Consider the following 24,585-nt stretch of genomic DNA (forward strand, 5'->3'; position numbering starts at 1 on the left):
ACCTGCTGTGGAATATAAATATGGATTATCAATTAACGCTTAACTGGCCCGACTTTATCGAACGCTACTGGCAAAAACGCCCGGTGGTGCTGAAACGGGGCTTTGCTAATTTCGTCGATCCGTTAAGCCCGGACGAACTGGCCGGACTGGCAATGGAGAGCGAAGTCGACAGTCGCCTGGTCAGTCATCAGGACGGTAAATGGCAGGTCAGCCACGGCCCCTTTGAGAGCTACGATCACCTGAGCGAGAATAACTGGTCGCTGCTGGTACAGGCAGTCAATAACTGGCATCAGCCAACGGCGGCGCTCATGCATCCGTTCCGCGCCCTGCCCGACTGGCGCATCGACGATCTGATGATCTCGTTTTCCGTCCCCGGCGGCGGCGTCGGTCCGCATCTCGACCAGTACGATGTGTTTATCATTCAGGGTACCGGCCGCCGCCGCTGGCGCGTGGGTGAAAAAGTGCCGATGAAACAGCACTGCCCGCACCCGGACCTGCTGCAGGTCGACCCGTTTGAAGCCATCATTGATGAAGAGATGGAGCCGGGCGATATTCTGTATATTCCGCCGGGGTTCCCGCACGAAGGCTACTCGCTGGAAAACTCGCTCAACTATTCAGTTGGCTATCGCGCGCCTAACGCGCGTGAGCTGTTCAGCGGCTTTGCTGATTATATTTTGCAGCGTGAACTGGGCAGCCAGCGTTACGCCGACCCGGACGTACCGTCTCGCGAGCACCCTGCGGATATTCTGCCCGCGGAGCTGGATCGCCTGCGCGATATGATGCTGGGGCTGATTAATCAGCCGGAGCACTTTAAGCAGTGGTTCGGCGAATTTATCACCCAGTCCCGGCACGAGCTGGACGTGGCGCCGCCGGAGCCACCGTACCAGCCGGATGAAATTTACGATGCCCTGCAGCAGGGAGATAAGCTGACGCGTCTTGGGGGCCTGCGCGTGCTGCGGATTGATGGCGAGGTATTCGTCAACGGCGAGAAGATCAACTCTCCGCACCGTCCGGCGCTGGATGCTCTGGCAACCCACCTGACGCTAAACGCTGAGCATCTCGGCGATGCGCTGGAAGATCCCTCCTTCCTCGCCCTGCTGGCCGCGCTGGTCAACAGCGGCTACTGGTTCTTTGAGGACTGAGTCTTCGACTGCCCGGTGACGGCTGACGCCTCACCGGGCCCGTAGCTTATAGCCTTCATGCGCCTCGTTTCGCCGTCAGCTCCGCAATACGTACAATCACCTGCACCGCCTTCTCCATGCCTTCAAGCGTCACAAACTCATGCTTGCCGTGGTAGTTATAGCCGCCGGTAAACAGATTCGGACACGGCAGCCCCATGAAGGAGAGCTGCGCGCCGTCGGTACCGCCGCGAATCGGCTTCATCTGCGGATCGATCTGGCAATCCACCATCGCCTGACGGGCAATCTCCACCACGTGCGGGTGCGCCATCACCTTTTCATGCATATTGTAATAGCTGTCTTCGATGACCAGCTCAATATAGCAATCCGGATGCAGCCCCTTGCCGACCTTTTTGGCGATCTCCATCATTTTGCGCTTGCGGGCCTCAAACTGCTTGCGGTCAAAATCGCGGATGATGTAGTGCATATCGGCCCGGTCGACCGTGCCTTTGATGCTGGCCAGATGGTAGAAGCCCTCATAGCCTTCGGTGGTTTCCGGCGCTTCGTCCGCTGGGACTTCGGCATGAATGCGCGCCGCCAGCGACAGCGCGTTGACCATCACCCCTTTCGCCGTACCGGGATGAACATTGTTGCCAACGATCTTAATCGTCACCGACGCGGCGTTAAAGTTCTCGAACTCCAGCTCACCTACGCCGCCACCGTCGACGGTATAGGCCCAGCAGGCGTCAAACGCGGCAACATCGAAATGCTTCGCCCCTTTGCCCACCTCTTCATCCGGGGTAAAGGCCACGCGAATATCGCCGTGAGGAATATTCTTCGCCTTTAGCGTCGCCAGCGCGGTCATGATCTCTGCGATACCGGCTTTATCATCGGCGCCGAGGAGCGTTTTACCATCGGTGGTGATCAGCGTCTGCCCGAGCAGCTGGTGCAGTATCGGGAACATCACCGGCGAGAGGACCTCATCGCCAATACCAAGCGCGATATCGCCGCCGCGATAGTTTTCTACGATCTGCGGATTCACGTTCTTGCCGCTGAAGTCAGGCGACGTATCGACATGAGAAATAAAGCCAATGGCCGGAATATCACCCTCAACGTTAGCTGGCAGGGTGCCCATGACCGTCCCTTTCTCACTCAGCGTCACATTCACCAGTCCCATTTCTTGCAGCTGCGCCTGAAGCAGACGTAGCAGCTTCCACTGACCTTCCGTGCTCGGTACCTGACGCACGCCCGGTTTCGACTGCGTGTCTAAAGAAACGTACTGCAAAAAACGCTCAAGCAATTTATCCATGTAGCCACCCTCTTCTTTTGTGACAACATTATTGATAAGCCGGAAAAACCAAATATTGCGTCAGGTCATTTTTAGCCCGGCAAATGAGAATTTAATACATTTCACACGATAATGTTGTAAAGGTAGTTCATCATGGCGCATCAATCATTGGCGATTACAATCGTTTGCCGTAGAATGCTCGGCCTTATTATTTTATGTGCAAAACCAAAGGTGGTTAACCACAAACCCCGCATCGGTAAGCTTTCCGCTGCGTCTACATGGGACAGAGTCGAAAATTGAATACACAACCGCGTTCGCGTTCTCCGCTGGTTCAGCTGGCGGGAATTCGCAAAAGCTTTGATGGTAAAACGGTTATCTCCGACCTCAATCTGACCATCAACAACGGTGAGTTTCTCACCCTGCTTGGCCCCTCTGGCTGCGGTAAAACAACCGTTCTTCGTCTTATCGCCGGACTGGAAAGCGTCGATAGCGGCCAAATCCATCTCGAAGATCACGATATCACCCATATCCCGGCGGAAAACCGCCATGTGAACACCGTCTTTCAAAGCTATGCGCTGTTTCCGCACATGACGGTGTTTGAAAACGTCGCCTTCGGCCTGCGTATGCAGAAAACCCCGACGGCGGACATCGCTCCCCGCGTCCACGATGCCCTGCGCATGGTGCAGCTTGAAGCGTTTGCTCAACGTAAACCGCATCAGCTGTCCGGCGGCCAGCAGCAGCGCGTGGCGATTGCCCGCGCGGTGGTAAATAAACCGCGCCTGCTGCTGCTTGATGAATCCCTCTCCGCCCTTGATTATAAACTGCGCAAGCAGATGCAGAACGAACTGAAGGCGCTACAGCGTAAGCTCGGCATCACCTTCGTCTTCGTGACCCACGATCAGGAAGAAGCGCTGACCATGTCCGACCGTATCGTGGTGATGCGCGAGGGTAAAATCGAGCAGGACGGTACGCCGCGCGAAATCTACGAAGAACCGAAAAACCTGTTCGTCGCCAGCTTTATCGGCGAAATCAACATTTTCAGCGCTACGGTCATTGAACGGATTGACGATCGGCGGGTGCGCGCCAGCGTCGAAGGCCGCGAGTGCAATATCTACGTCAACTTCGCCGTTGAAAAAGGCCAGCGGCTTAACGTTCTGCTGCGCCCGGAAGACCTGCGCGTGGACGAGATCCACGACAGTAATGACGCCGATGGCCTGATAGGCTATATCCGCGAACGCAACTATAAAGGCATGACGCTGGAATCGGTGGTTGAACTGGAAAACGGTAAAATGGTGATGGTCAGCGAATTCTTTAATGAAGACGATCCTGATTTTGACCACTCTCTCGACCAGAAAATGGCCATTAACTGGGTAGAAAGCTGGGAGGTTGTGCTGGCCGATGAAGAACACCAGTAAATTCCAGAATGTGGCGATCGCCACCATCGTGGGCTGGCTTGTGCTGTTTGTCTTTCTGCCCAACCTGATGATCATCGCCACCAGCTTTCTGACCCGCGACGATACCAACTTCGTCAAGCTGGTCTTTACGCTGGACAACTACGCGCGCCTGCTCGACCCGCTCTACTACGACGTGCTGCTGCATTCGTTGAATATGGCGCTGCTGGCGACGCTGGCCTGCCTGGCGCTCGGCTACCCTTTCGCCTGGTTCCTGGCCAGGCTACCGGAGAAGGTGCGCCCGCTGATGCTGTTTCTGCTGATCGTGCCGTTCTGGACCAATTCGCTGATTCGTATCTACGGCCTGAAGATTTTCCTCAGCACCAAGGGCTACCTTAATGAATTTTTGCTGTGGCTGGGTATCATCGATACGCCGCTGCGCATCATGTACACCCCTTCGGCGGTGATTATCGGCCTGGTCTATATTCTGCTGCCGTTTATGGTGATGCCGCTCTACTCGAGCATCGAGAAGCTCGATCGCCCGCTGCTGGAAGCGGCAAAAGACCTTGGCGCCGGTAAGCTACAAACCTTTATCCGTATCATCATTCCGCTGACCATGCCCGGGATTATCGCCGGCTGTCTGCTGGTGATGCTTCCGGCCATGGGGCTGTTCTACGTTTCCGACCTGATGGGCGGCGCGAAGAACCTGCTGATTGGTAACGTGATTAAGAGCCAGTTCCTCAACATCCGCGACTGGCCGTTTGGCGCGGCGACCAGCATCACGCTCACGCTGGTGATGGGCCTGATGCTGCTGATTTACTGGCGCGCGGCGCGTTTACTGAATAAAAAGGTGGAGCTGGAATGATCGGTCGACTGCTGCGCGGCGGCTTTATGACCGCTATTTACGCGTATCTCTATATTCCCATTATTATTCTGATTGTTAACTCGTTTAACAGTTCACGCTTTGGCATTAACTGGCAGGGTTTTACCACCAACTGGTATAGCCTGCTGATGAACAACGACAGCCTGCTGCAGGCGGCGCAGCACTCGCTGACCATGGCGGTGCTGTCGGCGACCTTTGCTACGCTTATCGGCTCACTGACCGCCGTGGCGCTGTACCGCTATCGCTTTCGCGGCAAGCCGTTCGTAAGCGGGATGCTGTTTGTGGTGATGATGTCGCCGGATATCGTGATGGCGATTTCGCTGCTGGTGCTGTTTATGCTGATCGGTATTCAGCTGGGATTCTGGTCGCTGCTGTTTTCCCACATCACCTTTTGCCTGCCCTTCGTGGTGGTCACGGTATTTTCGCGCCTGAAAGGTTTTGACGTGCGGATGCTGGAAGCAGCGAAAGATCTCGGCGCCAGCGAACTGACCATTCTGCGAAAGATCATTTTGCCGCTGGCGCTGCCCGCGGTGGCCGCAGGGTGGCTGCTGAGCTTTACCCTGTCGATGGATGATGTGGTGGTCTCTTCATTCGTCACCGGGCCGGGTTATGAGATCCTGCCGCTGAAGATCTATTCGATGGTTAAAGTTGGGGTATCGCCGGAGGTTAATGCGCTGGCGACCATTCTGTTGGTTCTGTCGCTGGTGATGGTTATTGCCAGCCAGATAATTGCACGTGATAAAACTCAGGGGACGTTAAAATGAAAAAATGGTCACGCCACCTGCTCGCTGCGGGCGCTCTGGCAGTTGGTATGAGCGCCGCGCACGCGGACGATAGCAAAACGCTCTATTTCTACAACTGGACCGAGTATGTCCCGCCGGGGCTGCTGGAACAGTTCACCAAAGAGACCGGCATCAAGGTGATCTATTCGACCTACGAGTCGAACGAAACCATGTACGCCAAGCTCAAAACCTATAAAGACGGCGCCTACGATCTGGTCGTGCCTTCCACCTACTTCGTCGACAAAATGCGTAAAGAGGGCATGCTGCAGAAGATCGACAAGAGCAAACTGAGCAACTTCAGCAATCTTGACCCTGAAATGCTCAACAAACCGTTCGACCCCAACAACGACTACTCCATTCCGTACATCTGGGGCGCGACGGCCATTGGGGTGAATAGCGAAGAGATCGATCCGAAGACCGTCACCAGCTGGGCGGATCTGTGGAAACCCGAGTATAAGAGCAGCCTGCTGCTGACCGACGACGCGCGCGAAGTGTTCCAGGTCGCACTGCGTAAACTGGGCTACTCCGGTAATACTACCGATCCGAAAGAGATTGAAGCGGCCTATAACGAGCTGAAAAAACTGATGCCGAACGTCGCGGCGTTCAACTCCGATAACCCGGCGAACCCGTATATGGAAGGCGAGGTCAACCTCGGCATGGTGTGGAATGGCTCCGCGTGGGTTGCGCGTCAGGCCGGTACGCCGCTGGAAATCGTATGGCCGAAAGAAGGCGGCATCTTCTGGATGGATAGCCTGTCGATTCCGGCAAACGCCAAAAACGTCGATGGCGCGCTGAAGCTGATCAACTTCCTGCTGCGCCCGGAAGTGGCTAAACAGGTCGCGGAAACCATCGGCTACCCGACGCCAAACCTTGCCGCGCGGAAGATGCTAAGCCCGGAAGTCGCCAACGATAAATCGCTCTACCCGGACGCCGCAACGATTCAGAAAGGCGAATGGCAGAACGATGTCGGCAGCGCCAGTACGCTTTATGAAGAGTATTATCAGAAGCTGAAAGCGGGTCGTTAATCACCTCACAGGTCGGGTAGCATGGTGCTTACCCGACCGCTTCGGAAAGTGCGTTTCTAGCTTCTCAACGGATGAATTCTTGATTTAACCAGCGCGTCTTCAACGTCAAAATCGGCCAGCGGATAGTTGGTCGCCACCAGATAAAATCGCCCATCCTGCGCCGGATATTCATGGACGTTGTAGTTCACCATTTTTGGCTGCTCGGCAGAGGCGTCTCCCCGGACGGAACCGGCTGCGTATTTCGAACGGACCCGGAGAGAGTGGCTTTTAATATCCCTGTGGATTTCGCCGTGATGCTCGTCGCCGAGGATCAGGTAGTCAACATATTCAGTGGCCATGGTGTTATTCCTTCTCTGTTGTCCGAGTGAAGAAACATGCCACAAATGTCTGTCTGATACTGTTTTGTTAATCACAGCGTTACATATATGTGAAATATATTAACGGCCAAATTAATACCAGCGCTGCCGCTTTGGCAACGGTGCCATGCACGGTGAAGCCAAACTCTTCAAACAGCGGCTCCGCCGGCGCAGACTCACCGAAGCTGGTCATGCCAACAATCGCGGTCGCTCCAGGACAGGTTCTGCGAATTACGATTCAGGAAAGCACGCCACAGGACTTCGGCAATGTCAGCCATACCCATCGGGGCACCCGGGTGAACGGTTTTGGCTTGCTGTACTGCGTTCATGCTCAGCGTACGAATAGCGTTAGCAAGTTCACATCTTGCGAACATCATACTGCTCCTGGCAGACAGAAAGGTTACAGCGTCCCCAACGCAACTGCGGCAATGCGGGAAAACAGAAAGCCGGACCGGTTAAATAGACCTCTGCTTAAACCCGTATTGACGTGCCGATTGAGGACGCTGTAAATTTTATGCGTTAACCTCACCCTCGAAGAGAGTCATCCTATTATCCCAGGCGTAGCCGGGCTCAGTACCACGCCGCAGCGGAATAATATCTTCCGGGTGGTTAACCATCAGATGCACATCAACGAGGGTGAAAACTGAGCAGCCGTATCCCTCCGCCAAAAAAATCAATTAATTAAACCAGGCCACAACGTGTCCGAGCACGATGCCAACCACGCCAAAGTCCGCATCACCGAAAGTGGTGGATGCAAAGCCCAGGTCGCCCATCAGCGGCAGCAGAATGGCGGGCAAGAAAGAAATCAGTAAGCCTTGTGCAAACGCGCCAACAATGGCGCCACGGCGGCCGCCGCAGATATTGCCGTATACGCCCGCGGTTGCGCCGCAGAAGAAGTGCGGAACCAGGCCGGGAACAATCACGCTGAGGCCAAACAGTGGACACAGGAACATGCTCACCAGACCAGCGGCAAAACTCGACAAGAAGCCGACGATGACCGCATTCGGCGCGAACGGGAATACCGTTGGGCAATCAAGCGCCGGTTTAGCGTCTTTGACCAGCTTATCGGCAATACCTTTAAAGGCCGGGACGATTTCGGCAATCACCATGCGTACGCCGGCAAGAATGATCCATACCCCTGCGGCAAAGGTTAGCGACTGAATAATGGCGAAGATAATGAAGTTCTGACCGCCGCTAATGCTGGTTTCAACAAAGTTTTTCCCCGCCACCAGTACCAGAATCAGGAACAGAATCATCATAGTCAGCGAGATGGCCACCGATGAATCACGCAGAAAGTTCAGCGATTTCGGTACCTTCAATTCTTCAATCGACGGACTGCCTTTACCTATCGCTTTACCGACCAGCGCCGACAGCAGATAGCCGGTGGAACCAAAGTGTCCCAGAGCCAGATCGTCAGTGCCGGTAATTTTACGGGTAAAGGGCTGCAGGATTGCCGGGGAAACCACCATCATCGCGCCGAGGATCGCCGCGCCGAGAGCAACAACCCAGAAAGGCGTCAGGCCGCCAACGGACAGGATCACTGCCAGCATTGCCGACATATACAGCGTATGGTGACCGGTCAAAAAGATATATTTCAGCGGAGTAATGCGCGCCAGAACGATGTTAAACAGCATCCCCAGCACCATGATCATCGCGGTCGCCGTACCGTAGTTTTTTTGCGCCAGCGCGGCCATCGCATCGGTGTTGGGCACCACGCCCTGAATATGGAATGAATGTTCAAACAGCTGGCTAAATGTTGTTAACGTCGTGGCAATAATCGCCGCCCCTGATGTTAATATGACGAAACCCATAATCGTTTTCAGGGTCCCGGAAATAACATCAGAGATAGCCTTTTTCTGTAATAGCAAACCAATTAAAGAAAAAAGACCGACCAGTATTGCTGGTGTGCCAAGCACATCATGAATAATAAACTGCAGCATAGAATGACTCCGTAGGGCCACAAGGAATTAATTAAAGGTTAGCCACAAGAATTTCTTTAATTTTATTATTATCCAGCAGGTTATTTAAACCAAAAACCTGAGCGCTGTGCCCGGTCAGGTGCTCAGCGATATCTTTAGCGCTTAAAATAATATCTGCAGATTCGCTTTTTGCCGAAGTGAGATCGGTATGCGAGACTTCCGCCTCTTTACCTAACTCAGTAATGATTTTTTTGACGTTCATTTCAACAATGAAGCTGCTGCCTAAGCCATTACCGCATACAATCAAAATCTTCTTCATCACAAACCTCATTAACCATTGATAATATTGTTTATTTTTTCTTTCGTCGATGCCTTAAGCAGGCCATCAAGACGCGCTTCGTCGCAGAAAATTTCCGCCAGCGCGGTAATCATTCGGATATGTTCATCGCCAGAAACCGCGCATAGCATAATCACGACAAAGATGGGATCATTTTCATCAGCATCAAAAGAAACGCCTTCCTTTATGTGCAATAAGGATAACCCATTTTTTTTAGTTCCCTGCTCCGGGCGTGCGTGAGGCATTGCCAGACCGGGGGCTAAAATATAATACGGGCCTAATTCTTCATGGCTACGAAAAATAGCTTCAACATAGTTCTCATTAATTGATTCATCGGCTAGCAACGGCTGCGCAGAAATAGTAATCGCCTGTTTCCAGTCGCTGACGCTATCAACGATTTGAATCTTCTTTTCTGTTAACCAGGTGGAAATCATAAATCCCCCGCTCTATTTCAATGTGGGCCTACTATAGTGGAATACTTTCCGGACTTACCGTGATTTGTATCGCAAAGTTAGCGCTAACACGATAAAATGTTAAAATACTTGTTACCGCTAACTTTATTAACCATACTCCTGGTGAGCTTTACGCATGAGCATTAGTAGTGCCCTGGTCGCTCGCCATCATTTACAATAGACCGGTGCGATTGGGTAAACAGGAGGAAATCAGTGCAGACGTTACAAACGGATGACGGCGCAAAAGAAAAACGCAGAAAGAACACCGGCAAAATCACGCTGGCAGAAGTCGCAAAGCTGGTGGGCGTCAGTACTATGACCGTATCCCGCGCATTACGTATGCCTGAAAAGGTCAACCCAGAACTACGCACGCGCATCGAAGCCGCGGTCAGCGAACTCGGCTATGTGCCCAATTTGCAGGCCCGAAGCCTGGCTTCAGCAGACTCAACGCTGGTTATGGGCGTTGTCCCCTCTTTTTCATCGCCCGGTTTTATCGCCGCCTCGGAAACGCTACAAACCGTCCTCGCGCCGCAGGGCTATACCATGATGTTTATCGAATCTGGTCAGGGCGGGCAAAGTGAAGAGAAGGCTTTTCGGCAGATGCTGGCCTATAATCCGGCGGCAATCGTTCAGTTCAACATCGATAACGTTGACAGCTGTTCGCAGATGCTGATGAATGCCGGTATACCGATGGTAGAAATCGGCGCGATTAACCACGAAACGGCCGGTATTAGCATTGGGGTAGACTACTCCGCCGCGCTAAAAAAACTGGTCTCATCGCTGGCACAGGCGGGCTATAAAAACCTTGGTTTACTCTGCACGGCGTCAAACAACATCATGTTCAGGCAGGTATTAAGCGGCTGGAATAGTGCAATGCTCTCAATCAACCACTCTCCGCACCGGGTAGTGACGCCGCATTTACCTTCAGGGATCACCACCGGTTTCAATCTGCTGAATGATATTCGCATCACCTGGCCAGAGCTGGATGCGCTGATCTGTACCTCGGACGAGCTGGCCTGCGGCTGTATTATGGCCTGTCATAACGCGGGAATTAAGGTTCCGGATACCCTGGCGTTGGCCAGCCTTAGCGGCGGTACGCTTGCCGCGGTCTGCTCGCCGGCGTTAACTGCGGTAGAGTTTCCATGGAGCGAGGCGGGAACCGTTGCTGGTAAAACGCTGCTGGATTTACTGGCTGGAAATACGCTGGAGAGCGCCATTGAGCTCCCCTCCAGCCTGAAGGTCCGCGCCAGCAGCAGAAAGCCGCTGCGCTAAAACGTTAAAACGCTTTCAGTAGCTTGCCTATAAACTCCGGCACCACTTCGCTTGCCAGGCCATAGTGTTTTTCGGCAAATTCGCTGCCCACCTGGCTTGGCTCGAGGTTGAGCTCTACCGTATGGGCGCCCTGCAGCCGCGCTTCGTGAACAAAGCCTGCCGCCGGATAAACGTGCCCGGAAGTGCCGATGGCGATAAAGATATCGCACTCGGCCAGCGCAAGGTAGATCTCATCCATATCCAGCGGCATCTCGCCGAACCACACCACGTGCGGGCGCAGCGGCGCGGGGAACTGGCAGCAGTGGCATTTGTCCTCCGTCGTCACATCGCCGGTCCACGCCAGCACCTGGCCGCTCCACGAGCAGCGCACCTTCAGCAGCTCGCCGTGCATATGAATCACCCGGCGATTGCCCGCGCGCTCGTGCAGATTATCGATATTCTGGGTGACCAGCAGAAAACGATCGCCCAGTACCTCTTCCAGCCGCGCCAGCGCCTGATGCGCCGCGTTGGGCGCAATGTCCGGACTTTGCAGCTGACGACGGCGGTCATTGTAAAACGCCTGCACCAGCGCCGGATCGCGGGCGAAGCCTTCCGGCGTCGCCACGTCTTCCACCCTATGCTCTTCCCACAGGCCATCGGCGGCGCGGAAGGTTTTAATTCCCGACTCTGCCGAAATACCCGCGCCGGTTAGCACCACGACTCTTGGTTTTTCCATCGTTTCAGGGGTCTCCTTATCTTCGCCGAAGAAAATCCGCTGACGCAGACGGTCTCGTAACCGACGCTTATTGCGGCGAAATCGGCTTAATCGATGTAAGCGGCGCGACTGCATAGCTACCTCTGTCGTTATTGAGTCAGATGAAGGAAGGCCGCACCGCGCATGCCTCCGGCATCGCCATGGCGCGCGCGCTCAATGCGCGGCACGCTGGCAACGGGAAGCAGATGTCGCGGCAGGCGCTGCGCCAGCCCTTCGGTTATTGCTGTAAAGTTAGACAATCCACCGCCAAGCACCAGCAGATCCGGGTCGACAATCGTTAAAATATTGCCCAGGCATACCGCCAGTAAATCGAGATAGCGCTCGACGTGCTCGCGCGCCTTCGCGTCGCCCTGCTGCCATAGCGCGACGATCTCGGGCGAGGTTAAAGCGTGTTGGTAAAAATGTTCATACAGCCAGGCGAAGCCGCGTCCGGAAAGGTAATTTTCAATGCAGCCCAGCTGGCCGCAGCCGCAGCGCGTAAGCGGAAAATCGCGTCCCACCACCTCCAGCGCATCCACTGGCAGGCGGATATGGCCGAATTCGCCGGTAATATAGCGATGCCCGGTAATCGATTTTCCGTTGAGCACCAGCCCCCCGCCAACCCCGGTGCCGAGGATCATCCCCATCACCAGCGGATATTGGGTGAACTCGTCATCCCACGCTTCGGAGAGGGCAAAACAGTTGGCGTCGTTATCAAGCCGCACATCGCGGCCCAGACGTTCGCTCAGATCGGCCCGCAGCCGCCTGCCGCTGGCGGCGGGCACGTTGGCGGCGTAGAGCGTGCCGTCTTCCGTCTCCGGCATGCCCGGAATACCGATGCCCACCGAGCCCTGGCAGCCGAAGCGCTGGTCGGCTTCTTCAACCAGCTCCTCTACCGCCTGCAAAAATGCTTCGTAGCTCTCTTTCGGCGTGGCGACGCGTTTTTCCCACTGCAGCCGCCGCGCTTTATCAAATACGCCCAGCGCTATCTTGCTGCCGCCAATGTCAAATCCATAGTACATTTCAGCAATTCCTCTTTACTGGTCAGCAAAGCCGACCATGACGATAAATTACTGGCCACTCAGCACCCTCGCCGGGTCAATGCGGCTGGCGCGGCGGGCGGGATACCAGCTGGCCAGCAAACTCAGCAACAGTGCCGTCACCAGCACGTAAACGACGTCCAGCCAGTGCAGTTCAGACGGCAGGAAGTCAATAAAATAGATGTCGCCGGAGAGGAATTTATGCCCGATCAGGTTCTCAATACCGTTAATGATTGCGGTCAGCTTAAAGGCGCAGATAACGCCAATCGCCACCCCAATCAGGCTCCCTACCGAACCGGCAAGTAAACCATACCATACGAAAATCGCGCGGATCAGCCCGTCTTTTGCGCCAAGCGTGCGCAGCACCGCAATATCGCCGCTTTTATCTTTCACCGCCATCACCAGGGTCGAGACGATGTTAAAGCAGGCCACGCCAATCACCAGCACCATCGCCAGGTACATAATGGCGCGGATCATCTGAATGTCCCGGTACATATAGCCGTAGGTGCCTATCCAGCTCTTGATATAAACGTAGCTATTGGTCACCTGGCCCGCATCGCGTACCAGGGTGTTGGCATGAAACACGTCGGTCACTTTGATGGCGATCCCCGTCACGCTGCTGCCCATATCAAGGTATTGCTGCGCATCCTGCATGGGAATCATGGCAAAACTATGATCGAGCTGACCGCTTAGCTGCAAAATACCGGCGACGTGAAGCCTGACGCGCTTTGGCTGCAGCAGTTGATGCTCGGCATCGGAGTTAGGGATCATAATTGACACCCAGTCCCCCTGCTTAACGTGCAGGGCATCGGCGACGCCTTTACCAAGGATCACCTGCTGTTCGCCGGCTTTAAAGCTGGCCCACGCATTGTTCTGCACAAAGTTGGGCAGCGAACTGAGACGGCTCTCCTGCTGCGGGTCAACGCCTTTCACCTGGATGGCGCGCATATTGCTGCCGCTCTCCACCAGCCCGGTGAAGTTAATATATGGCGCCGCGGCAACGATGCCTTTGACCTTCTCAACCTTCGCCAGCGCCTCGTTCCAGTTGTTCCACGGCTGGTTCACCGGTTCAATCTCACCGTGCGGGACCACCGCCAGAATGCGATTGTTGAGCTCGCGTTCGAAGCCGTTCATCGCGCTCAGGCCAACGATCAACACCGCCACGCCCAGCGCGATACCGATCGTCGAAATAACCGAAATCAGCGACACCATCCCACCGCGCCGCCGTCCACGGCTGAAGCGCAGGGCAATCAATAACGATAACGGAGAAGCCATTACTCAGCCCCCATCAGGGAGAGTTCGGCTGTCAGGCGCCCGTCGCGCATCTCCAGCTGGCGGCTCATGCGTTTTGCCAGTTGCAGGTCGTGGGTCACCACCAGGAAGGCGGTACGCTGCGCCACGTTCAGCTCGCCAAGCAGCTGAAAAATGCTGTCGGCGTTGCGGGCGTCAAGGTTACCGGTGGGCTCGTCCGCCAGCACCAGGCGCGGTTTATTGACCAGCGCGCGGGCAATTGCAACGCGCTGACGCTCGCCGCCGGAGAGCTCCGACGGACGGTGGTCGCTGCGGTGCTCAAGCCCGACGGCGCGCAGCATCGCTTTCGCCTGCCGCTCGATATCCGCCGCCTTCTGCTTACCAATCAGCAGCGGCATCGCCACGTTTTCCAGCGCGGTGAAATCCGGTAAGAGGTGGTGAAACTGATAGATAAAGCCCAGTTCGCGGTTGCGCAGATCGGCGCGGGCGGCGGCGGCGAGCTGGCTCATCGGCTGGCCGGAAAAGATAACGTCGCCGGAGGTCGGCGTATCCAGCCCGCCAAGCAGATGCAGCAGCGTACTTTTGCCGGAACCGGAGGTACCGACAATCGCCATCATCTCGCCCTCCTCAATGCTGAAGCTGACATCATGCAACACGTCGGTTTGCACGGTGCCTTCCTGATAGCGTTTGCACAGGTTGTCGCATTGCAGCAGGATCTTATTCATAACGTAAAGCCTCAGCGGGTTGAGTGGCGGCAGCGCGCCATGAAGGATACAACGTAGAGAGTAATGCCAGCACCATTGCCACCAGGGCAATCACAATGACCTGCAGCGGCTCAATGGCCACCGGCAGCGCGGCGCCGTCGAGGAACGCGCCGATAATCGGCATCAAATTATTCAGCTGGCTGGCCAGCAGCGCGCCCAGCCCGGCGCCAAGCAGCGCGCCGACGATCCCGGAGCTCGCGCCCTGGACCATAAAGACCAGCATGATCTGCCGCGGCGTCAGGCCGAGGGTCTGGAGAATCGCCACCTCGCCCTGCTTTTCCATCACCATCATTCCCAGAGAGGTAATGATGTTAAAGGCGGCGACGGCGACGATCAGGCTCAGCAGCAGGCCCATCATATTTTTTTCCATCCGCACGGCCTGGAACAGTTCGCCTTTACGCTCGCGCCAGTCCTGCCATTTGGTCCCTTCCGGCAGCGTCTGCTGGCTGAGGGTATCCACCTGTAAAGGCTGATTCAGCCACAGCCGCCAGCCGGTAATATTTCCCTGCGGGTAGCGCATCAGGCGCGAGGCGTCGTCGATGTTGGTCAACATTTGATAACCATCGACTTCACTGCTGGCCGCAAAGGTACCGATTACGTTAAACAGGCGCTGGCTGGGAAGCCGCCCCATCGGGGTAAACTGGCTGGCGGAAGGCACCATCACGCGGATTTGATCGCCGCGATTGACGCCCAGCTGTCCTGCCAGCTGTTCACCCAGGATGACGTTATACTTGCCGGCCTGCAGATCGCTCTGCTTGACGTTAACCAGGTAGGGCGTCAGGGGATCTTTTTGCGCCGGGTCGATGCCGAGCATCACGCCGACCGCCACGCTGCGGGCGCTTTGCAGCACCACATCGCCGGTGGTCAGCGGCGCCACGCGGGTGACCCCCTGTAATCTGGCCGCGCTTTCCGGCAGCTGTTGCGGGTTTACAGACCCCTGCTTGGCGCTAAGAATGGCCTGCGGCATCAGCCCCAGGATGTTGTTTTGCAGCTCGCGTTCAAAGCCGTTCATCACCGAAAGAACGGTCACCAGCGCCATCACGCCAAGCGTAATGCCGATGGTCGAAAGCCAGGAGACGAAACGACCGAAGCGGTCGGCTGCGCGCCCACGCATATAGCGAAGGCCGATAAAGAGTGCGGCAGGTTGATACATGTAATCCATCTGATTGCTGATAGCCGATGCCCGAGTATATAAGCGATTATGGGCAGCGTAAATGACTGATACCTGTAGATTTTATTGACAAAAACAGCAAAACATCAATATAAACAACAAGATAGACAGGTAAGTCATTATTTAACTTTACGCTTATCGGAGTTCGTTACATTTTTGGCCACGACAGGATGTTTGCGATACGGGTTGGCGAATCCGGGTCGATCGCGGATAATCTCACTATTGAATATCAGCGAGTTGCCCTCCATATCGGCAGAGCGAATACCCAAGAGATCATGATACCGTCTATGCCTGAACAATACCGATACTCTCTGCCGGTTAAAGCCGGCGATCAGCGCCAGATTGGCGAACTGACCGGCGCGGCCTGCGCCACTCTGGTGGCGGAAATGGCCGAGCGCCACGGCGGACCGGTGGTACTGATTGCCCCCGATATGCAAAACGCCCTGCGTCTGAATGATGAAATCAGGCAGTTTACCGATAGCATGGTGGCGGGCCTGGCGGATTGGGAAACCCTCCCCTACGATAGCTTTTCCCCGCACCAGGACATTATCTCTTCCCGTCTCGCCACCCTGTACCAGCTCCCGACCATGGAACGCGGCGTACTGATTATCCCGGTCAGCACCCTGATGCAGCGCGTCTGTCCGCATAATTTCCTCCACGGCCACGCGCTGGTGATGAAAAAAGGCCAGCGCCTGTCGCGGGATGCGCTGCGCTCCCAGCTGGATAGCGCCGGCTATCGTCACGTCGACCAGGTGATGGAGCACGGCGAGTACGCCACGCGCGGCGCATTGCTTGACCTGTTTCCTATGGGCAGCGAGCAGCCCTACCGTCTCGATTTTTTTGATGATGAGATAGACAGCCTGCGTCTGTTCGACGTCGACAGCCAGCGTACGCTGGAGGAAGTCGCCAGCATTAACCTGCTTCCGGCGCACGAATTCCCGACGGATCAGGCCGCTATCGAGCTATTCCGCAGCCAGTGGCGCGACCGCTTTGAGGTCAAACGCGACGCCGAGCATATTTATCAGCAGGTTAGTAAAGGCACGCTGCCCGCGGGAATCGAATACTGGCAGCCGCTGTTCTTTAACGAGCCGCTGCCGCCGCTGTTCAGCTATTTCCCGGCGAAAACGCTGATCGTTAATACCGGCGATCTGGAGGCCAGCGCCGAACGCTTCCAGAACGAAACCCGCGCCCGCTTTGAAAACCGCGGCGTCGACCCGATGCGCCCGCTTTTGCCGCCGGAACAGCTGTGGCTGCGCAGCGATGAGCTGTTTAGCGAGCTCAAAAAATGGCCGCGCGTCCAGCTCAAAACCGAGCGTCTGGCGGAAAAAGCCGCCAACACCAATCTCGGTTATCAGAAATTACCCGAGCTGGCGATCCAGGCGCAGAACAAAGCGCCGCTGGATAACCTGCGCCGATTCCTCGAGTCCTTCAGCGGGCCGGTGATTTTTTCGGTCGAGAGCGAGGGGCGTCGAGAGGCGCTTGGCGAAATGCTGGCGCGTATTAAGATCGCGCCAAAGCATATCCTGCGTCTTGAAGAGGCGACGGGTAATGGCTGCTATCTGATGATCGGCGCCGCCGAGCATGGTTTCGTCGATAGCCAGCGTAATCTGGCGCTGATTTGCGAAAGCGACCTGCTGGGCGAGCGCGTCGCGCGCCGTCGTCAGGACTCTCGCCGAACCATCAATCCCGATACGTTGATTCGTAACCTGGCGGAGCTGCATATCGGCCAACCGGTGGTGCATCTTGAGCATGGAGTTGGGCGCTACGCCGGAATGACCACCCTTGAAGCGGGCGGCATCAATGGCGAATACCTGATGCTGACCTACGCCAACGATGCCAAACTGTACGTGCCGGTGTCGTCGCTGCATCTGATTAGCCGCTATGCGGGCGGCGCGGAAGAGAATGCGCCGCTGCATAAACTGGGCGGCGACGTCTGGGCGCGGGCGCGGCAGAAAGCGGCGGAGAAAGTGCGCGACGTGGCCGCCGAACTGCTGGATATCTACGCCCAGCGCGCGGCGAAAGCGGGCTACGCGTTTAAACATGATAAAGAGCAATATCAGCTGTTCTGCGACGGCTTCCCGTTCGAGACCACGCCCGATCAGGCGCAGGCTATTAACGCCGTACTAAGCGATATGTGTCAGCCGCTGGCGATGGACCGTCTGGTGTGCGGCGATGTCGGCTTCGGCAAAACGGAAGTGGCGATGCGCGCCGCGTTTCTGGCGGTTGAAAACCATAAGCAGGTGGCGGTGCTGGTGCCGACCACCCTACTCGCCCAGCAGCACTTCGATAACTTTCGCGATCGCTTCGCCAACTGGCCGGTGCGCATCGAGATGCTCTCGCGCTTTCGTAGCGCCAAAGAGCAGGCGCAGATCCTCGAGCAGGTCGCGGAAGGGAAAGTCGATATTCTTATCGGCACCCATAAACTACTGCAGCCGGACGTTAAGCTGCGCGATCTCGGCCTGCTGATTGTTGATGAAGAGCACCGCTTTGGCGTGCGCCATAAAGAGCGCATCAAGGCGATGCGCGCCGACGTCGATATCCTGACCCTGACCGCCACGCCTATTCCGCGTACGCTGAATATGGCGATGAGCGGTATGCGCGATCTGTCGATCATCGCCACCCCGCCCGCCCGCCGTCTGGCGGTCAAAACCTTCGTCCGCGAATATGACGCGCTGGTGGTCCGCGAGGCGATCCTGCGTGAGGTACTGCGCGGCGGCCAGGTTTACTACCTCTATAATGACGTGGAAAACATCCAGAAAGCCGCCGAGAGGCTGGCGGAGCTGGTGCCGGAAGCGCGCATTACCATCGGTCACGGCCAGATGCGCGAGCGCGAACTCGAACGGGTGATGAACGATTTTCATCACCAGCGCTTTAACGTGCTGGTGTGCACCACCATTATCGAAACCGGGATCGATATTCCAACGGCGAACACCATTATTATCGAGCGCGCCGATCACTTCGGTCTCGCACAGCTGCACCAGCTGCGCGGTCGCGTCGGTCGTTCGCACCATCAGGCTTATGCCTGGCTGCTGACGCCGCATCCGAAGGCGATGACCACCGATGCGCAAAAACGCCTTGAGGCTATTGCATCGCTGGAAGATCTCGGAGCTGGTTTCGCTCTGGCAACGCATGACCTCGAAATTCGCGGCGCGGGTGAACTGTTGGGCGAGGATCAGAGCGGTTCCATGGAAACCATCGGCTTCTCCCTCTATATGGAGCTGCTGGAAAATGCCGTTGACGCGCTGAAAGCAGGCCGCGAACCCTCGCTGGAGGATCTTACCAGTCAGCAGACCGAAGTTGAGCTACGGATGCCGTCGCTGCTGCCGGATGACTTTATCCCGGATGTGAATACGCGCCTGTCGTTCTACAAACGCATTGCCAGCGCGAAGAACGAGAATGAGCTGGAGGAGATCAAAGTCGAGCTTATCGATCGCTTTGGCCTGCTGCCCGACCCGGCAAGAAACCTGCTCGATATCGCCCGACTGCGCCAGCAGGCGCAGAAGCTGGGGATCCGCAAGCTGGAGAGCAACGAAAAGGGCGGCACCATTGAGTTTAACGAGAAGAATAACGTGAATCCGATGTGGCTGATTGGCCTGTTGCAAAAGCAGCCTCAGCACTATCGCCTGGATGGCCCAACGCGCCTCAAGTTTACGCAGGACCTTGCCGAGCGTAAAACGCGGATGGAGTGGGTGCGCCAGTTTATGCGCCAGCTCGAAGAGAACGCCGCCGCCTGATAGCAAGCGGGATACGGCCTGTGCGTCGTATCCCGCCCCTCCCCACTTGTTCGGCAAAATTTACAAACATTTTGCAATCCCTCTGAACTTCCAGACACTCTCTTCGCCATAATCTCAGGGACTTTTCGTATAAAAATAACCACTTACTTATTATGGAATTAGGGTGATGAAAAGCTTTACGCGAATTTCTCTCTGGCTGGGGATGATGGCTATCGCCGCCGCGCTGGCGCTGCCCGCTCGCGCCAATACCTGGCCCCTGCCGCCTCCGGGCAGCCGTCTGGTCGGGCAAAACCAGTTTCATGTCGTCGAGAATAACGGCGGCTCGCTCGAAGCGATCGCCAAAAAGTACAACGTCGGTTTTCTGGCCCTGCTCCAGGCTAACCCCGGGGTGGATCCGTATGTTCCACGAGCCGGTAGCGTGCTGACGATTCCGCTGCAAACCCTGCTGCCCGACGCGCCGCGCGAAGGATTAGTCCTTAACCTGGCCGAACTTCGCCTCTATTACTATCCGCCAGGAAGAAGTGAAGTGACCGTTTATCCTATCGGCATTGGCCAGCTCGGCGGCGACACCATCACGCCGACAATGGTCACCACCGTCTCCGACAAACGCGCCAACCCGACCTGGACGCCGACGGCCAATATTCGCGCCCGCTATAAAGCAATGGGCATTGACCTGCCCGCCGTCATGCCCGCTGGCCCGGATAACCCCATGGGGCACCACGCTATTCGCCTGGCGGCGTACGGCGGCGTGTATCTGCTGCACGGCACCAACGCCGACTTCGGCATCGGCATGCGCGTCAGCTCCGGCTGTATTCGCCTGCGCGATGACGACATCAAAGCGTTGTACAACGAAATCACCCCTGGCACCAGGGTGACGATTATCAATACGCCAATCAAGGTGTCCGTGGAGCCGAACGGCTCCCGTCTGGTGGAGGTCCATCAGCCGCTGTCAAAACATATTGATGACGACCCGCAGACGCTGCCCATTACCCTTACCGACAGCATGCAGGCGTTTAAGCAGGCACAGTTGACCGACACCGAGGTAATGGAACGCGCGATGATGCTGCGTTCGGGCATGCCGATTGACGTCACCCGCCACCATCGCGTAACGGAGCAGTCGCTCTAGTTCGCTAAACTGCCGACGAAAAAAAACCGCCTTCAGTTCACTGAGGCGGTTTTTTTATGGCAATAATCAAACAGGGTCCTGCTTTTCTGCGGGTTGCGGCGCCATATAAGGGGTGGGCACCGCCTCTCGTCAGAGAACAACGTACTTCTTACTTTACGCGGACTGCTGAAGGGGGTCAGATCCGCGCGTGGTCAGTGGCATAACAGGGGTAGTTCAAAAAATTATTTGTAGATAACCGCAGTCCCGTGAAGGGTGTTAGGACCGGTTACGGACGTAATACGGTAAGAGGTTGCGCCCATCTCTTCCGCTTTTTGCGCCAGCTGATCTTCCAGCGAACCCAGGTTGGTCCCGGCTGAGGCGGAAACGGTACCGATTTTATGCTGACCCGCCGGCGTTGACTGAACTTCTACAGCGGCGAAGCTGGCGAAAGAGAGTGAGCTAAGAACAGCGGCGATAGCGAGTGTTTTAACATTTTTCATGATTGTTATACCTGTGCAGATGAATGTTTTTGTAGGGGGCGAACGCATTTAATTAACGATCGATAGGGAAATGATAATGTGATCCACATCACACGTCAAACTATTTTTATAACGACCGTTTAACTATTTATAAACAGCTTAAAATTCATACACATATGAATTATTTATTTTTAGAGCAACATCGCTGGTAGCACGTAAGGTTTATTTTTATAATGCCCTTTCAACAAACCAACACAGGTACAGCGGCACCATGACAACTGACGTTCAAAGTTGCACGAAAAAAAGCCGTGGCCGACCTAAAGTGTTCGACAGGGAAGCGGCGCTGGATAAGGCCATGACACTCTTCTGGCAGCACGGCTATGAAGCGACCTCTCTCGCCGATTTAGTGGAGGCGACGGGCGCAAAAGCGCCTACGCTTTACGCGGAATTTGTGAATAAAGAGGGGTTGTTTCGCGCGGTGCTGGATCGCTACATCGCGCGTTTTGCCGCCAGGCACGAAGCGCTCCTCTTTGACGAAGAGAAAAGCGTCGATCGGGCATTACGCGACTACTTCACCGCCGTCGCGACTTGCTTTACCAGCAAAGAAACGCCGGCAGGCTGCTTTATGATTAATACCTCCGCAGCGCTGGCGGCGGCGTCCACCGATATCGCCAATACCGTTAAGTCCCGGCACGCAATGCAGGAACAGACGCTAACGCAGTTTCTCCAGCAGCGGCAGCTGCGCGGCGAGCTGCCGCCAGACGGTGACGTACGTCAGTTGGCGCAGTTCCTCAACTGCATATTACAAGGCATGTCGATCAGCGCCCGCGAAGGCGCCGACTTCACTAAAATCATGCAAATCGCCGAGACCACGCTGCGTCTGTGGCCCCAGGTTCTTCAGCGCTAAGACCTCGCTTACCGGTGGGCTCCCCACCGGTTCCCCTCCCCTTTATCCCTACATAACGCAATGTTTTCAGTCATTTATTTTGTTCATTTCGCGAGAATGATATTGATAACAATAATCAATACGGGCAAAATTCGGTCTTAAACGTTTCTGTATATTTCACCATGTAACAACCGGTACGCCCGTACCGAATAACGAAAACAACGATATCGTAAGCCCTAAATAATTCGAGTTGCAGGACATGGCGCTTGTGCCTTGATCTGCGCTAGCGCTGGCCCCGTAGGGGCGAGGCCCATGGATGGGCCGAGTAATCCGCAGTCAACACACCTGCAACTTGAAGAATGAGGGGCATAAACTCATAAAAGGAATGAGCATGAACAAGCGTCTCTGGGTGCTTAACCCACTGCTGCTGGCAACCGCCCTGCCCGCCTGGGCCGCTGATGACAGCATGATCGTCAGCGCTAACCGAACGCACCGTACCGTCGCTGAAATGGCCCAGACCACCTGGGTTATCGAAGGCCAGGAAATTGAACAGCAAGTTCAGGGCGGAAAAGAATTTAAAGACGTGCTGGCGCAGCTGATCCCCGGCATCGACGTCAGCAGCCAGGGACGCACCAACTACGGCATGAATATGCGCGGCCGCGCGATTGTCGTGCTGATTGACGGCGTTCGCCTTAACTCTTCCCGTACCGATAGCCGCCAGCTGGATTCTATCGATCCGTTTAACATTGAACATATCGAGGTGATCTCCGGCGCCACATCGCTGTACGGCGGTGGTAGTACCGGCGGCCTTATTAATGTCGTCACCAAAAAGGGCCAGCAGGAGCGCCAGGTTGACCTGGAGCTGGGGAGCAAAACCGGTTTTGCCAACAGCAACGATCATGATGAACGCGTGGCGGCAGCGGTCAGCGGCGGTACCGACCACGCTTCCGGCCGTTTATCGGTCGCCTATCAGCGTTTTGGCGGCTGGTATGATGGCAATAACGATGCGCTGATCCTTGATAATACCCAGACCGGGCTTCAGCATTCCGACCGCCTGGATGTGATGGGAACGGGAACCATTGAGATTGACGAGAACCGTCAGCTGCAGCTGGTAACCCAGTACTATAAAAGCCAGGGCGACGATTACGGTCTGTACCTCGGGAAAAATATGTCGGCGGTGACCGGCGACGGCAAAGCCTTTACCACCGATGGCCTGAACTCCGACCGCGTCCCCGGCACCGAACGTCACCTGATAAGCCTGCAGTATTCCGATGCCGATTTCCTCGGCCAGAATCTGGTCAGCCAGGTCTATTATCGTGATGAATCCCTGACTTTTTACCCTTTCCCTACGCTCAGCAAAGGCCAGGTCAGCAGCTTCTCCTCTTCAAAACAGGATACCGATCAGTACGGCGCGAAGATCACCCTGAATAGCCAACCGCTGGATGGCTGGGATCTGACCTGGGGAGTGGACGCCGACCACGAAACCTTCAACGCCAATCAGATGTTCTTCGATTTGGGCCAGTCTATGTCTTCCGGCGGTCTGAATAACCAGGCTATCTACACCACCGGCCGTTATCCCGGCTACAGCATTACCAACCTGGCGCCGTTCCTGCAGTCCAGCTATGACCTGAACGACATCTTCACTATCAGCGGCGGCGTACGTTATCAGTGGACGGAAAACCGGGTCGATGATTTTGTCGGCTATGCCCAACAGCAGGATGTCGCCAGCGGCAAGGTCAGCTCTGCGGATGCCATTCCGGGCGGAAAAACCGATTACGACAACTTCCTGTTTAACGCCGGGATTGTCGCCCATCTCACCGATCGTCAGCAGACCTGGTTTAACTTCTCCCAGGGCGTTGAGCTGCCGGATCCGGGCAAATACTACGGCATCGGTAAGTACGGCGCGGCGGTCAACGGCCATCTTCCGCTTCTCTCAAGCGTGAACGTTGGCGATTCGCCGCTGCAGGGAATTAAAGTTAACTCGTACGAACTGGGCTGGCGCTACACCGGCGATAATCTACGCACTCAGCTGGCGGCTTACTACTCGACCTCCGATAAAACGATCGTCGTTAACCGTACCGATATGACCATCGATGTGCAGTCCGATAAACGCCGTATTTATGGCGTAGAGGGCGCGGTGGACTACTACTTCCCGAACAGCGACTGGAGCGCCGGAGCTAACTTTAACGTGCTGAAATCGCAGGTGAAAAGTGACGGTAGCTGGCAGAAGTGGGACGTCACTCTCGCCTCGCCGTCAAAAGCCACCGCGTGGGTTGGCTGGGCGCCGGAGCCGTGGTCGCTGCGGGTGCAGAGCCAGCAGGTGTTTGATATCAGCGATGCCAGCGGCAATAAGCTCGACGGCTACAATACGGTAGACTTTATCGGCAGCTACGCGCTCCCTCTCGGCAAGCTGACCTTCAGCATTGAGAACCTGCTCAATGAAGATTATGTCACCCTCTGGGGCCAGCGCGCGCCGCTGCTGTATAGCCCGACCTACGGCAGCAGCTCTCTCTACGAGTATAAAGGTCGCGGACGCACCTTCGGCCTGAACTACGCTTTGAGCTTCTGATAAAAAAAGCCCCTCAGCCAGAGAGCCTGA

22 protein-coding genes and 1 pseudogene are annotated in these 24,585 nt (G+C 55.8%); 10 read left to right on the forward strand and 13 right to left on the reverse strand.

The window, feature by feature from the left end; translation table 11 throughout:
- Positions 1-20 precede the first annotated feature (20 nt).
- The gene (locus ABLU96_RS26220; protein WP_004849969.1) at positions 21-1,142 is read left to right on the forward strand and encodes a cupin domain-containing protein; all 1,122 of its coding nucleotides are present in this window, start codon (positions 21-23) and stop codon (positions 1,140-1,142) included.
- 55 nt (positions 1,143-1,197) lie between these two features.
- Here ABLU96_RS26220 and pepT read toward each other — a convergent pair whose 3' ends face one another.
- A complete protein-coding gene (gene pepT, locus ABLU96_RS26225; RefSeq protein ID WP_032749571.1) occupies positions 1,198-2,427 on the reverse strand; it encodes a peptidase T in 1,230 nt (409 codons plus the stop codon).
- A gap of 257 nt (positions 2,428-2,684) precedes the next feature.
- Here pepT and potA point away from each other — a divergent pair, with 257 nt between their 5' ends.
- From potA to potD, 4 genes are read left to right on the forward strand one after another with little or no spacing between them, the layout of a single operon-like run.
- Entirely contained in the window at positions 2,685-3,821 is a 1,137-nt protein-coding gene (potA, locus tag ABLU96_RS26230) for a spermidine/putrescine ABC transporter ATP-binding protein PotA (protein ID WP_014228869.1), read from the forward strand.
- The gene (potB, locus tag ABLU96_RS26235; RefSeq protein ID WP_004849963.1) at positions 3,805-4,662 is read left to right on the forward strand and encodes a spermidine/putrescine ABC transporter permease PotB; all 858 of its coding nucleotides are present in this window, start codon (positions 3,805-3,807) and stop codon (positions 4,660-4,662) included. Before potA ends, potB begins: the two co-directional genes overlap by 17 nt.
- Positions 4,659-5,444, forward strand: coding sequence for a spermidine/putrescine ABC transporter permease PotC (potC, locus tag ABLU96_RS26240; protein ID WP_004849960.1), 786 nt, complete (start codon positions 4,659-4,661; stop codon positions 5,442-5,444). Before potB ends, potC begins: the two co-directional genes overlap by 4 nt.
- Positions 5,441-6,487 carry a spermidine/putrescine ABC transporter substrate-binding protein PotD gene (gene potD / locus ABLU96_RS26245; protein WP_049103777.1) on the forward strand — a complete coding sequence of 349 codons (1,047 nt, stop codon included), beginning with the start codon at positions 5,441-5,443 and terminating at the stop codon, positions 6,485-6,487. Before potC ends, potD begins: the two co-directional genes overlap by 4 nt.
- 56 nt (positions 6,488-6,543) lie before the next feature.
- On the opposite strand, the gene ABLU96_RS26250 is transcribed toward potD, so the two are convergent.
- The 6 genes and pseudogenes from ABLU96_RS26250 to ABLU96_RS26275 all read right to left on the reverse strand — a co-directional run bounded on the left by ABLU96_RS26250 (position 6,544) and on the right by ABLU96_RS26275 (position 9,533).
- Complete coding sequence (locus tag ABLU96_RS26250; protein ID WP_025106927.1) at positions 6,544-6,825, reverse strand: hypothetical protein; 282 nt, start codon at positions 6,823-6,825, stop codon at positions 6,544-6,546.
- A 79-nt stretch (positions 6,826-6,904) separates the two neighbouring features.
- Positions 6,905-7,036: a hypothetical protein gene (locus ABLU96_RS26255; protein WP_264829276.1), complete on the reverse strand. Its 132-nt coding sequence runs from the start codon at positions 7,034-7,036 to the stop codon at positions 6,905-6,907.
- A 7-nt stretch (positions 7,037-7,043) separates the two neighbouring features.
- Positions 7,044-7,217: pseudogene (locus tag ABLU96_RS26260) on the reverse strand (hypothetical protein); the annotation flags it as partial.
- A 303-nt stretch (positions 7,218-7,520) separates the two neighbouring features.
- Complete coding sequence (locus tag ABLU96_RS26265; protein WP_025106925.1) at positions 7,521-8,783, reverse strand: PTS ascorbate transporter subunit IIC; 1,263 nt, start codon at positions 8,781-8,783, stop codon at positions 7,521-7,523.
- A 31-nt stretch (positions 8,784-8,814) separates the two neighbouring features.
- Complete coding sequence (locus ABLU96_RS26270; RefSeq protein ID WP_025106924.1) at positions 8,815-9,081, reverse strand: PTS sugar transporter subunit IIB; 267 nt, start codon at positions 9,079-9,081, stop codon at positions 8,815-8,817.
- An 11-nt stretch (positions 9,082-9,092) separates the two neighbouring features.
- Positions 9,093-9,533 carry a PTS sugar transporter subunit IIA gene (locus ABLU96_RS26275; protein WP_348862954.1) on the reverse strand — a complete coding sequence of 147 codons (441 nt, stop codon included), beginning with the start codon at positions 9,531-9,533 and terminating at the stop codon, positions 9,093-9,095.
- A 231-nt stretch (positions 9,534-9,764) separates the two neighbouring features.
- Here ABLU96_RS26275 and ABLU96_RS26280 point away from each other — a divergent pair, with 231 nt between their 5' ends.
- Positions 9,765-10,823, forward strand: a complete 1,059-nt coding sequence (locus tag ABLU96_RS26280; RefSeq protein ID WP_025106922.1) for a LacI family DNA-binding transcriptional regulator — start codon at positions 9,765-9,767, stop codon at positions 10,821-10,823.
- Positions 10,824-10,827: 4 nt separating this feature from the next.
- Here ABLU96_RS26280 and cobB read toward each other — a convergent pair whose 3' ends face one another.
- Genes cobB through lolC form a run of 5 tightly spaced genes read right to left on the reverse strand, consistent with a single transcriptional unit; the run spans position 10,828 to position 15,764 of the window.
- Positions 10,828-11,652: a Sir2 family NAD+-dependent deacetylase gene (gene cobB, locus ABLU96_RS26285; RefSeq protein ID WP_064405288.1), complete on the reverse strand. Its 825-nt coding sequence runs from the start codon at positions 11,650-11,652 to the stop codon at positions 10,828-10,830.
- A gap of 14 nt (positions 11,653-11,666) precedes the next feature.
- Positions 11,667-12,578, reverse strand: a complete 912-nt coding sequence (gene nagK / locus ABLU96_RS26290) for an N-acetylglucosamine kinase (RefSeq protein WP_025106920.1) — start codon at positions 12,576-12,578, stop codon at positions 11,667-11,669.
- 48 nt (positions 12,579-12,626) lie between these two features.
- On the reverse strand, positions 12,627-13,871 hold the full coding sequence (lolE, locus tag ABLU96_RS26295) for a lipoprotein-releasing ABC transporter permease subunit LolE (protein ID WP_014228856.1): 1,245 nt from the start codon (positions 13,869-13,871) through the stop codon (positions 12,627-12,629).
- The gene (gene lolD / locus ABLU96_RS26300) at positions 13,871-14,572 is read right to left on the reverse strand and encodes a lipoprotein-releasing ABC transporter ATP-binding protein LolD (RefSeq protein WP_064405286.1); all 702 of its coding nucleotides are present in this window, start codon (positions 14,570-14,572) and stop codon (positions 13,871-13,873) included. The genes lolE and lolD overlap by 1 nt, the downstream gene beginning before the upstream one ends.
- Complete coding sequence (gene lolC / locus ABLU96_RS26305; protein WP_086074254.1) at positions 14,565-15,764, reverse strand: lipoprotein-releasing ABC transporter permease subunit LolC; 1,200 nt, start codon at positions 15,762-15,764, stop codon at positions 14,565-14,567. Before lolC ends, lolD begins: the two co-directional genes overlap by 8 nt.
- 305 nt (positions 15,765-16,069) lie before the next feature.
- Between lolC and mfd the strand changes: the two genes are divergently transcribed.
- Together mfd and ABLU96_RS26315 are read left to right on the forward strand one after the other, a co-directional pair.
- On the forward strand, positions 16,070-19,516 hold the full coding sequence (mfd, locus tag ABLU96_RS26310; protein ID WP_025106919.1) for a transcription-repair coupling factor: 3,447 nt from the start codon (positions 16,070-16,072) through the stop codon (positions 19,514-19,516).
- A 166-nt stretch (positions 19,517-19,682) separates the two neighbouring features.
- Positions 19,683-20,642 (forward strand): L,D-transpeptidase family protein, encoded by a 960-nt coding sequence (locus tag ABLU96_RS26315; RefSeq protein WP_064405282.1) that lies wholly within the window; start codon positions 19,683-19,685, stop codon positions 20,640-20,642.
- A gap of 221 nt (positions 20,643-20,863) precedes the next feature.
- Here the strand turns inward: ABLU96_RS26315 and bhsA are convergent, their stop codons facing one another.
- Positions 20,864-21,121, reverse strand: a complete 258-nt coding sequence (gene bhsA, locus ABLU96_RS26320; RefSeq protein WP_004131427.1) for a multiple stress resistance protein BhsA — start codon at positions 21,119-21,121, stop codon at positions 20,864-20,866.
- A gap of 250 nt (positions 21,122-21,371) precedes the next feature.
- Between bhsA and ABLU96_RS26325 the strand changes: the two genes are divergently transcribed.
- Both ABLU96_RS26325 and ABLU96_RS26330 read left to right on the forward strand, forming a co-directional pair.
- On the forward strand, positions 21,372-22,007 hold the full coding sequence (locus tag ABLU96_RS26325; RefSeq protein ID WP_004849937.1) for a TetR/AcrR family transcriptional regulator: 636 nt from the start codon (positions 21,372-21,374) through the stop codon (positions 22,005-22,007).
- Positions 22,008-22,377: 370 nt separating this feature from the next.
- Positions 22,378-24,555: a TonB-dependent siderophore receptor gene (locus ABLU96_RS26330; protein ID WP_032749591.1), complete on the forward strand. Its 2,178-nt coding sequence runs from the start codon at positions 22,378-22,380 to the stop codon at positions 24,553-24,555.
- Positions 24,556-24,585: the final 30 nt, after the last annotated feature.

Origin of the sequence: Klebsiella sp. CN_Kp106 (genome assembly GCF_040064575.1) — a bacterium.
Taxonomy (GTDB): domain Bacteria; phylum Pseudomonadota; class Gammaproteobacteria; order Enterobacterales; family Enterobacteriaceae; genus Klebsiella; species Klebsiella michiganensis.

Bases quoted from the DNA above. Each gene is read 5' to 3' on its own strand.
- ABLU96_RS26220 (WP_004849969.1), top strand. From the start codon at position 21: ATGGATTATCAATTAACGCTTAACTGGCCCGACTTTATCGAACGCTAC.
- pepT (WP_032749571.1), bottom strand. From the start codon at position 2,427: ATGGATAAATTGCTTGAGCGTTTTTTGCAGTACGTTTCTTTAGACACG.
- potA (WP_014228869.1), top strand. From the start codon at position 2,685: ATGGGACAGAGTCGAAAATTGAATACACAACCGCGTTCGCGTTCTCCG.
- potB (WP_004849963.1), top strand. From the start codon at position 3,805: ATGAAGAACACCAGTAAATTCCAGAATGTGGCGATCGCCACCATCGTG.
- potC (WP_004849960.1), top strand. From the start codon at position 4,659: ATGATCGGTCGACTGCTGCGCGGCGGCTTTATGACCGCTATTTACGCG.
- potD (WP_049103777.1), top strand. From the start codon at position 5,441: ATGAAAAAATGGTCACGCCACCTGCTCGCTGCGGGCGCTCTGGCAGTT.
- ABLU96_RS26250 (WP_025106927.1), bottom strand. From the start codon at position 6,825: ATGGCCACTGAATATGTTGACTACCTGATCCTCGGCGACGAGCATCAC.
- ABLU96_RS26255 (WP_264829276.1), bottom strand. From the start codon at position 7,036: ATGACCAGCTTCGGTGAGTCTGCGCCGGCGGAGCCGCTGTTTGAAGAG.
- ABLU96_RS26265 (WP_025106925.1), bottom strand. From the start codon at position 8,783: ATGCTGCAGTTTATTATTCATGATGTGCTTGGCACACCAGCAATACTG.
- ABLU96_RS26270 (WP_025106924.1), bottom strand. From the start codon at position 9,081: ATGAAGAAGATTTTGATTGTATGCGGTAATGGCTTAGGCAGCAGCTTC.
- ABLU96_RS26275 (WP_348862954.1), bottom strand. From the start codon at position 9,533: ATGATTTCCACCTGGTTAACAGAAAAGAAGATTCAAATCGTTGATAGC.
- cobB (WP_064405288.1), bottom strand. From the start codon at position 11,652: ATGCAGTCGCGCCGCTTACATCGATTAAGCCGATTTCGCCGCAATAAG.
- nagK (WP_025106920.1), bottom strand. From the start codon at position 12,578: ATGTACTATGGATTTGACATTGGCGGCAGCAAGATAGCGCTGGGCGTA.
- lolE (WP_014228856.1), bottom strand. From the start codon at position 13,871: ATGGCTTCTCCGTTATCGTTATTGATTGCCCTGCGCTTCAGCCGTGGA.
- lolD (WP_064405286.1), bottom strand. From the start codon at position 14,572: ATGAATAAGATCCTGCTGCAATGCGACAACCTGTGCAAACGCTATCAG.
- lolC (WP_086074254.1), bottom strand. From the start codon at position 15,764: ATGTATCAACCTGCCGCACTCTTTATCGGCCTTCGCTATATGCGTGGG.
- mfd (WP_025106919.1), top strand. From the start codon at position 16,070: ATGCCTGAACAATACCGATACTCTCTGCCGGTTAAAGCCGGCGATCAG.
- ABLU96_RS26315 (WP_064405282.1), top strand. From the start codon at position 19,683: ATGAAAAGCTTTACGCGAATTTCTCTCTGGCTGGGGATGATGGCTATC.
- bhsA (WP_004131427.1), bottom strand. From the start codon at position 21,121: ATGAAAAATGTTAAAACACTCGCTATCGCCGCTGTTCTTAGCTCACTC.
- ABLU96_RS26325 (WP_004849937.1), top strand. From the start codon at position 21,372: ATGACAACTGACGTTCAAAGTTGCACGAAAAAAAGCCGTGGCCGACCT.
- ABLU96_RS26330 (WP_032749591.1), top strand. From the start codon at position 22,378: ATGAACAAGCGTCTCTGGGTGCTTAACCCACTGCTGCTGGCAACCGCC.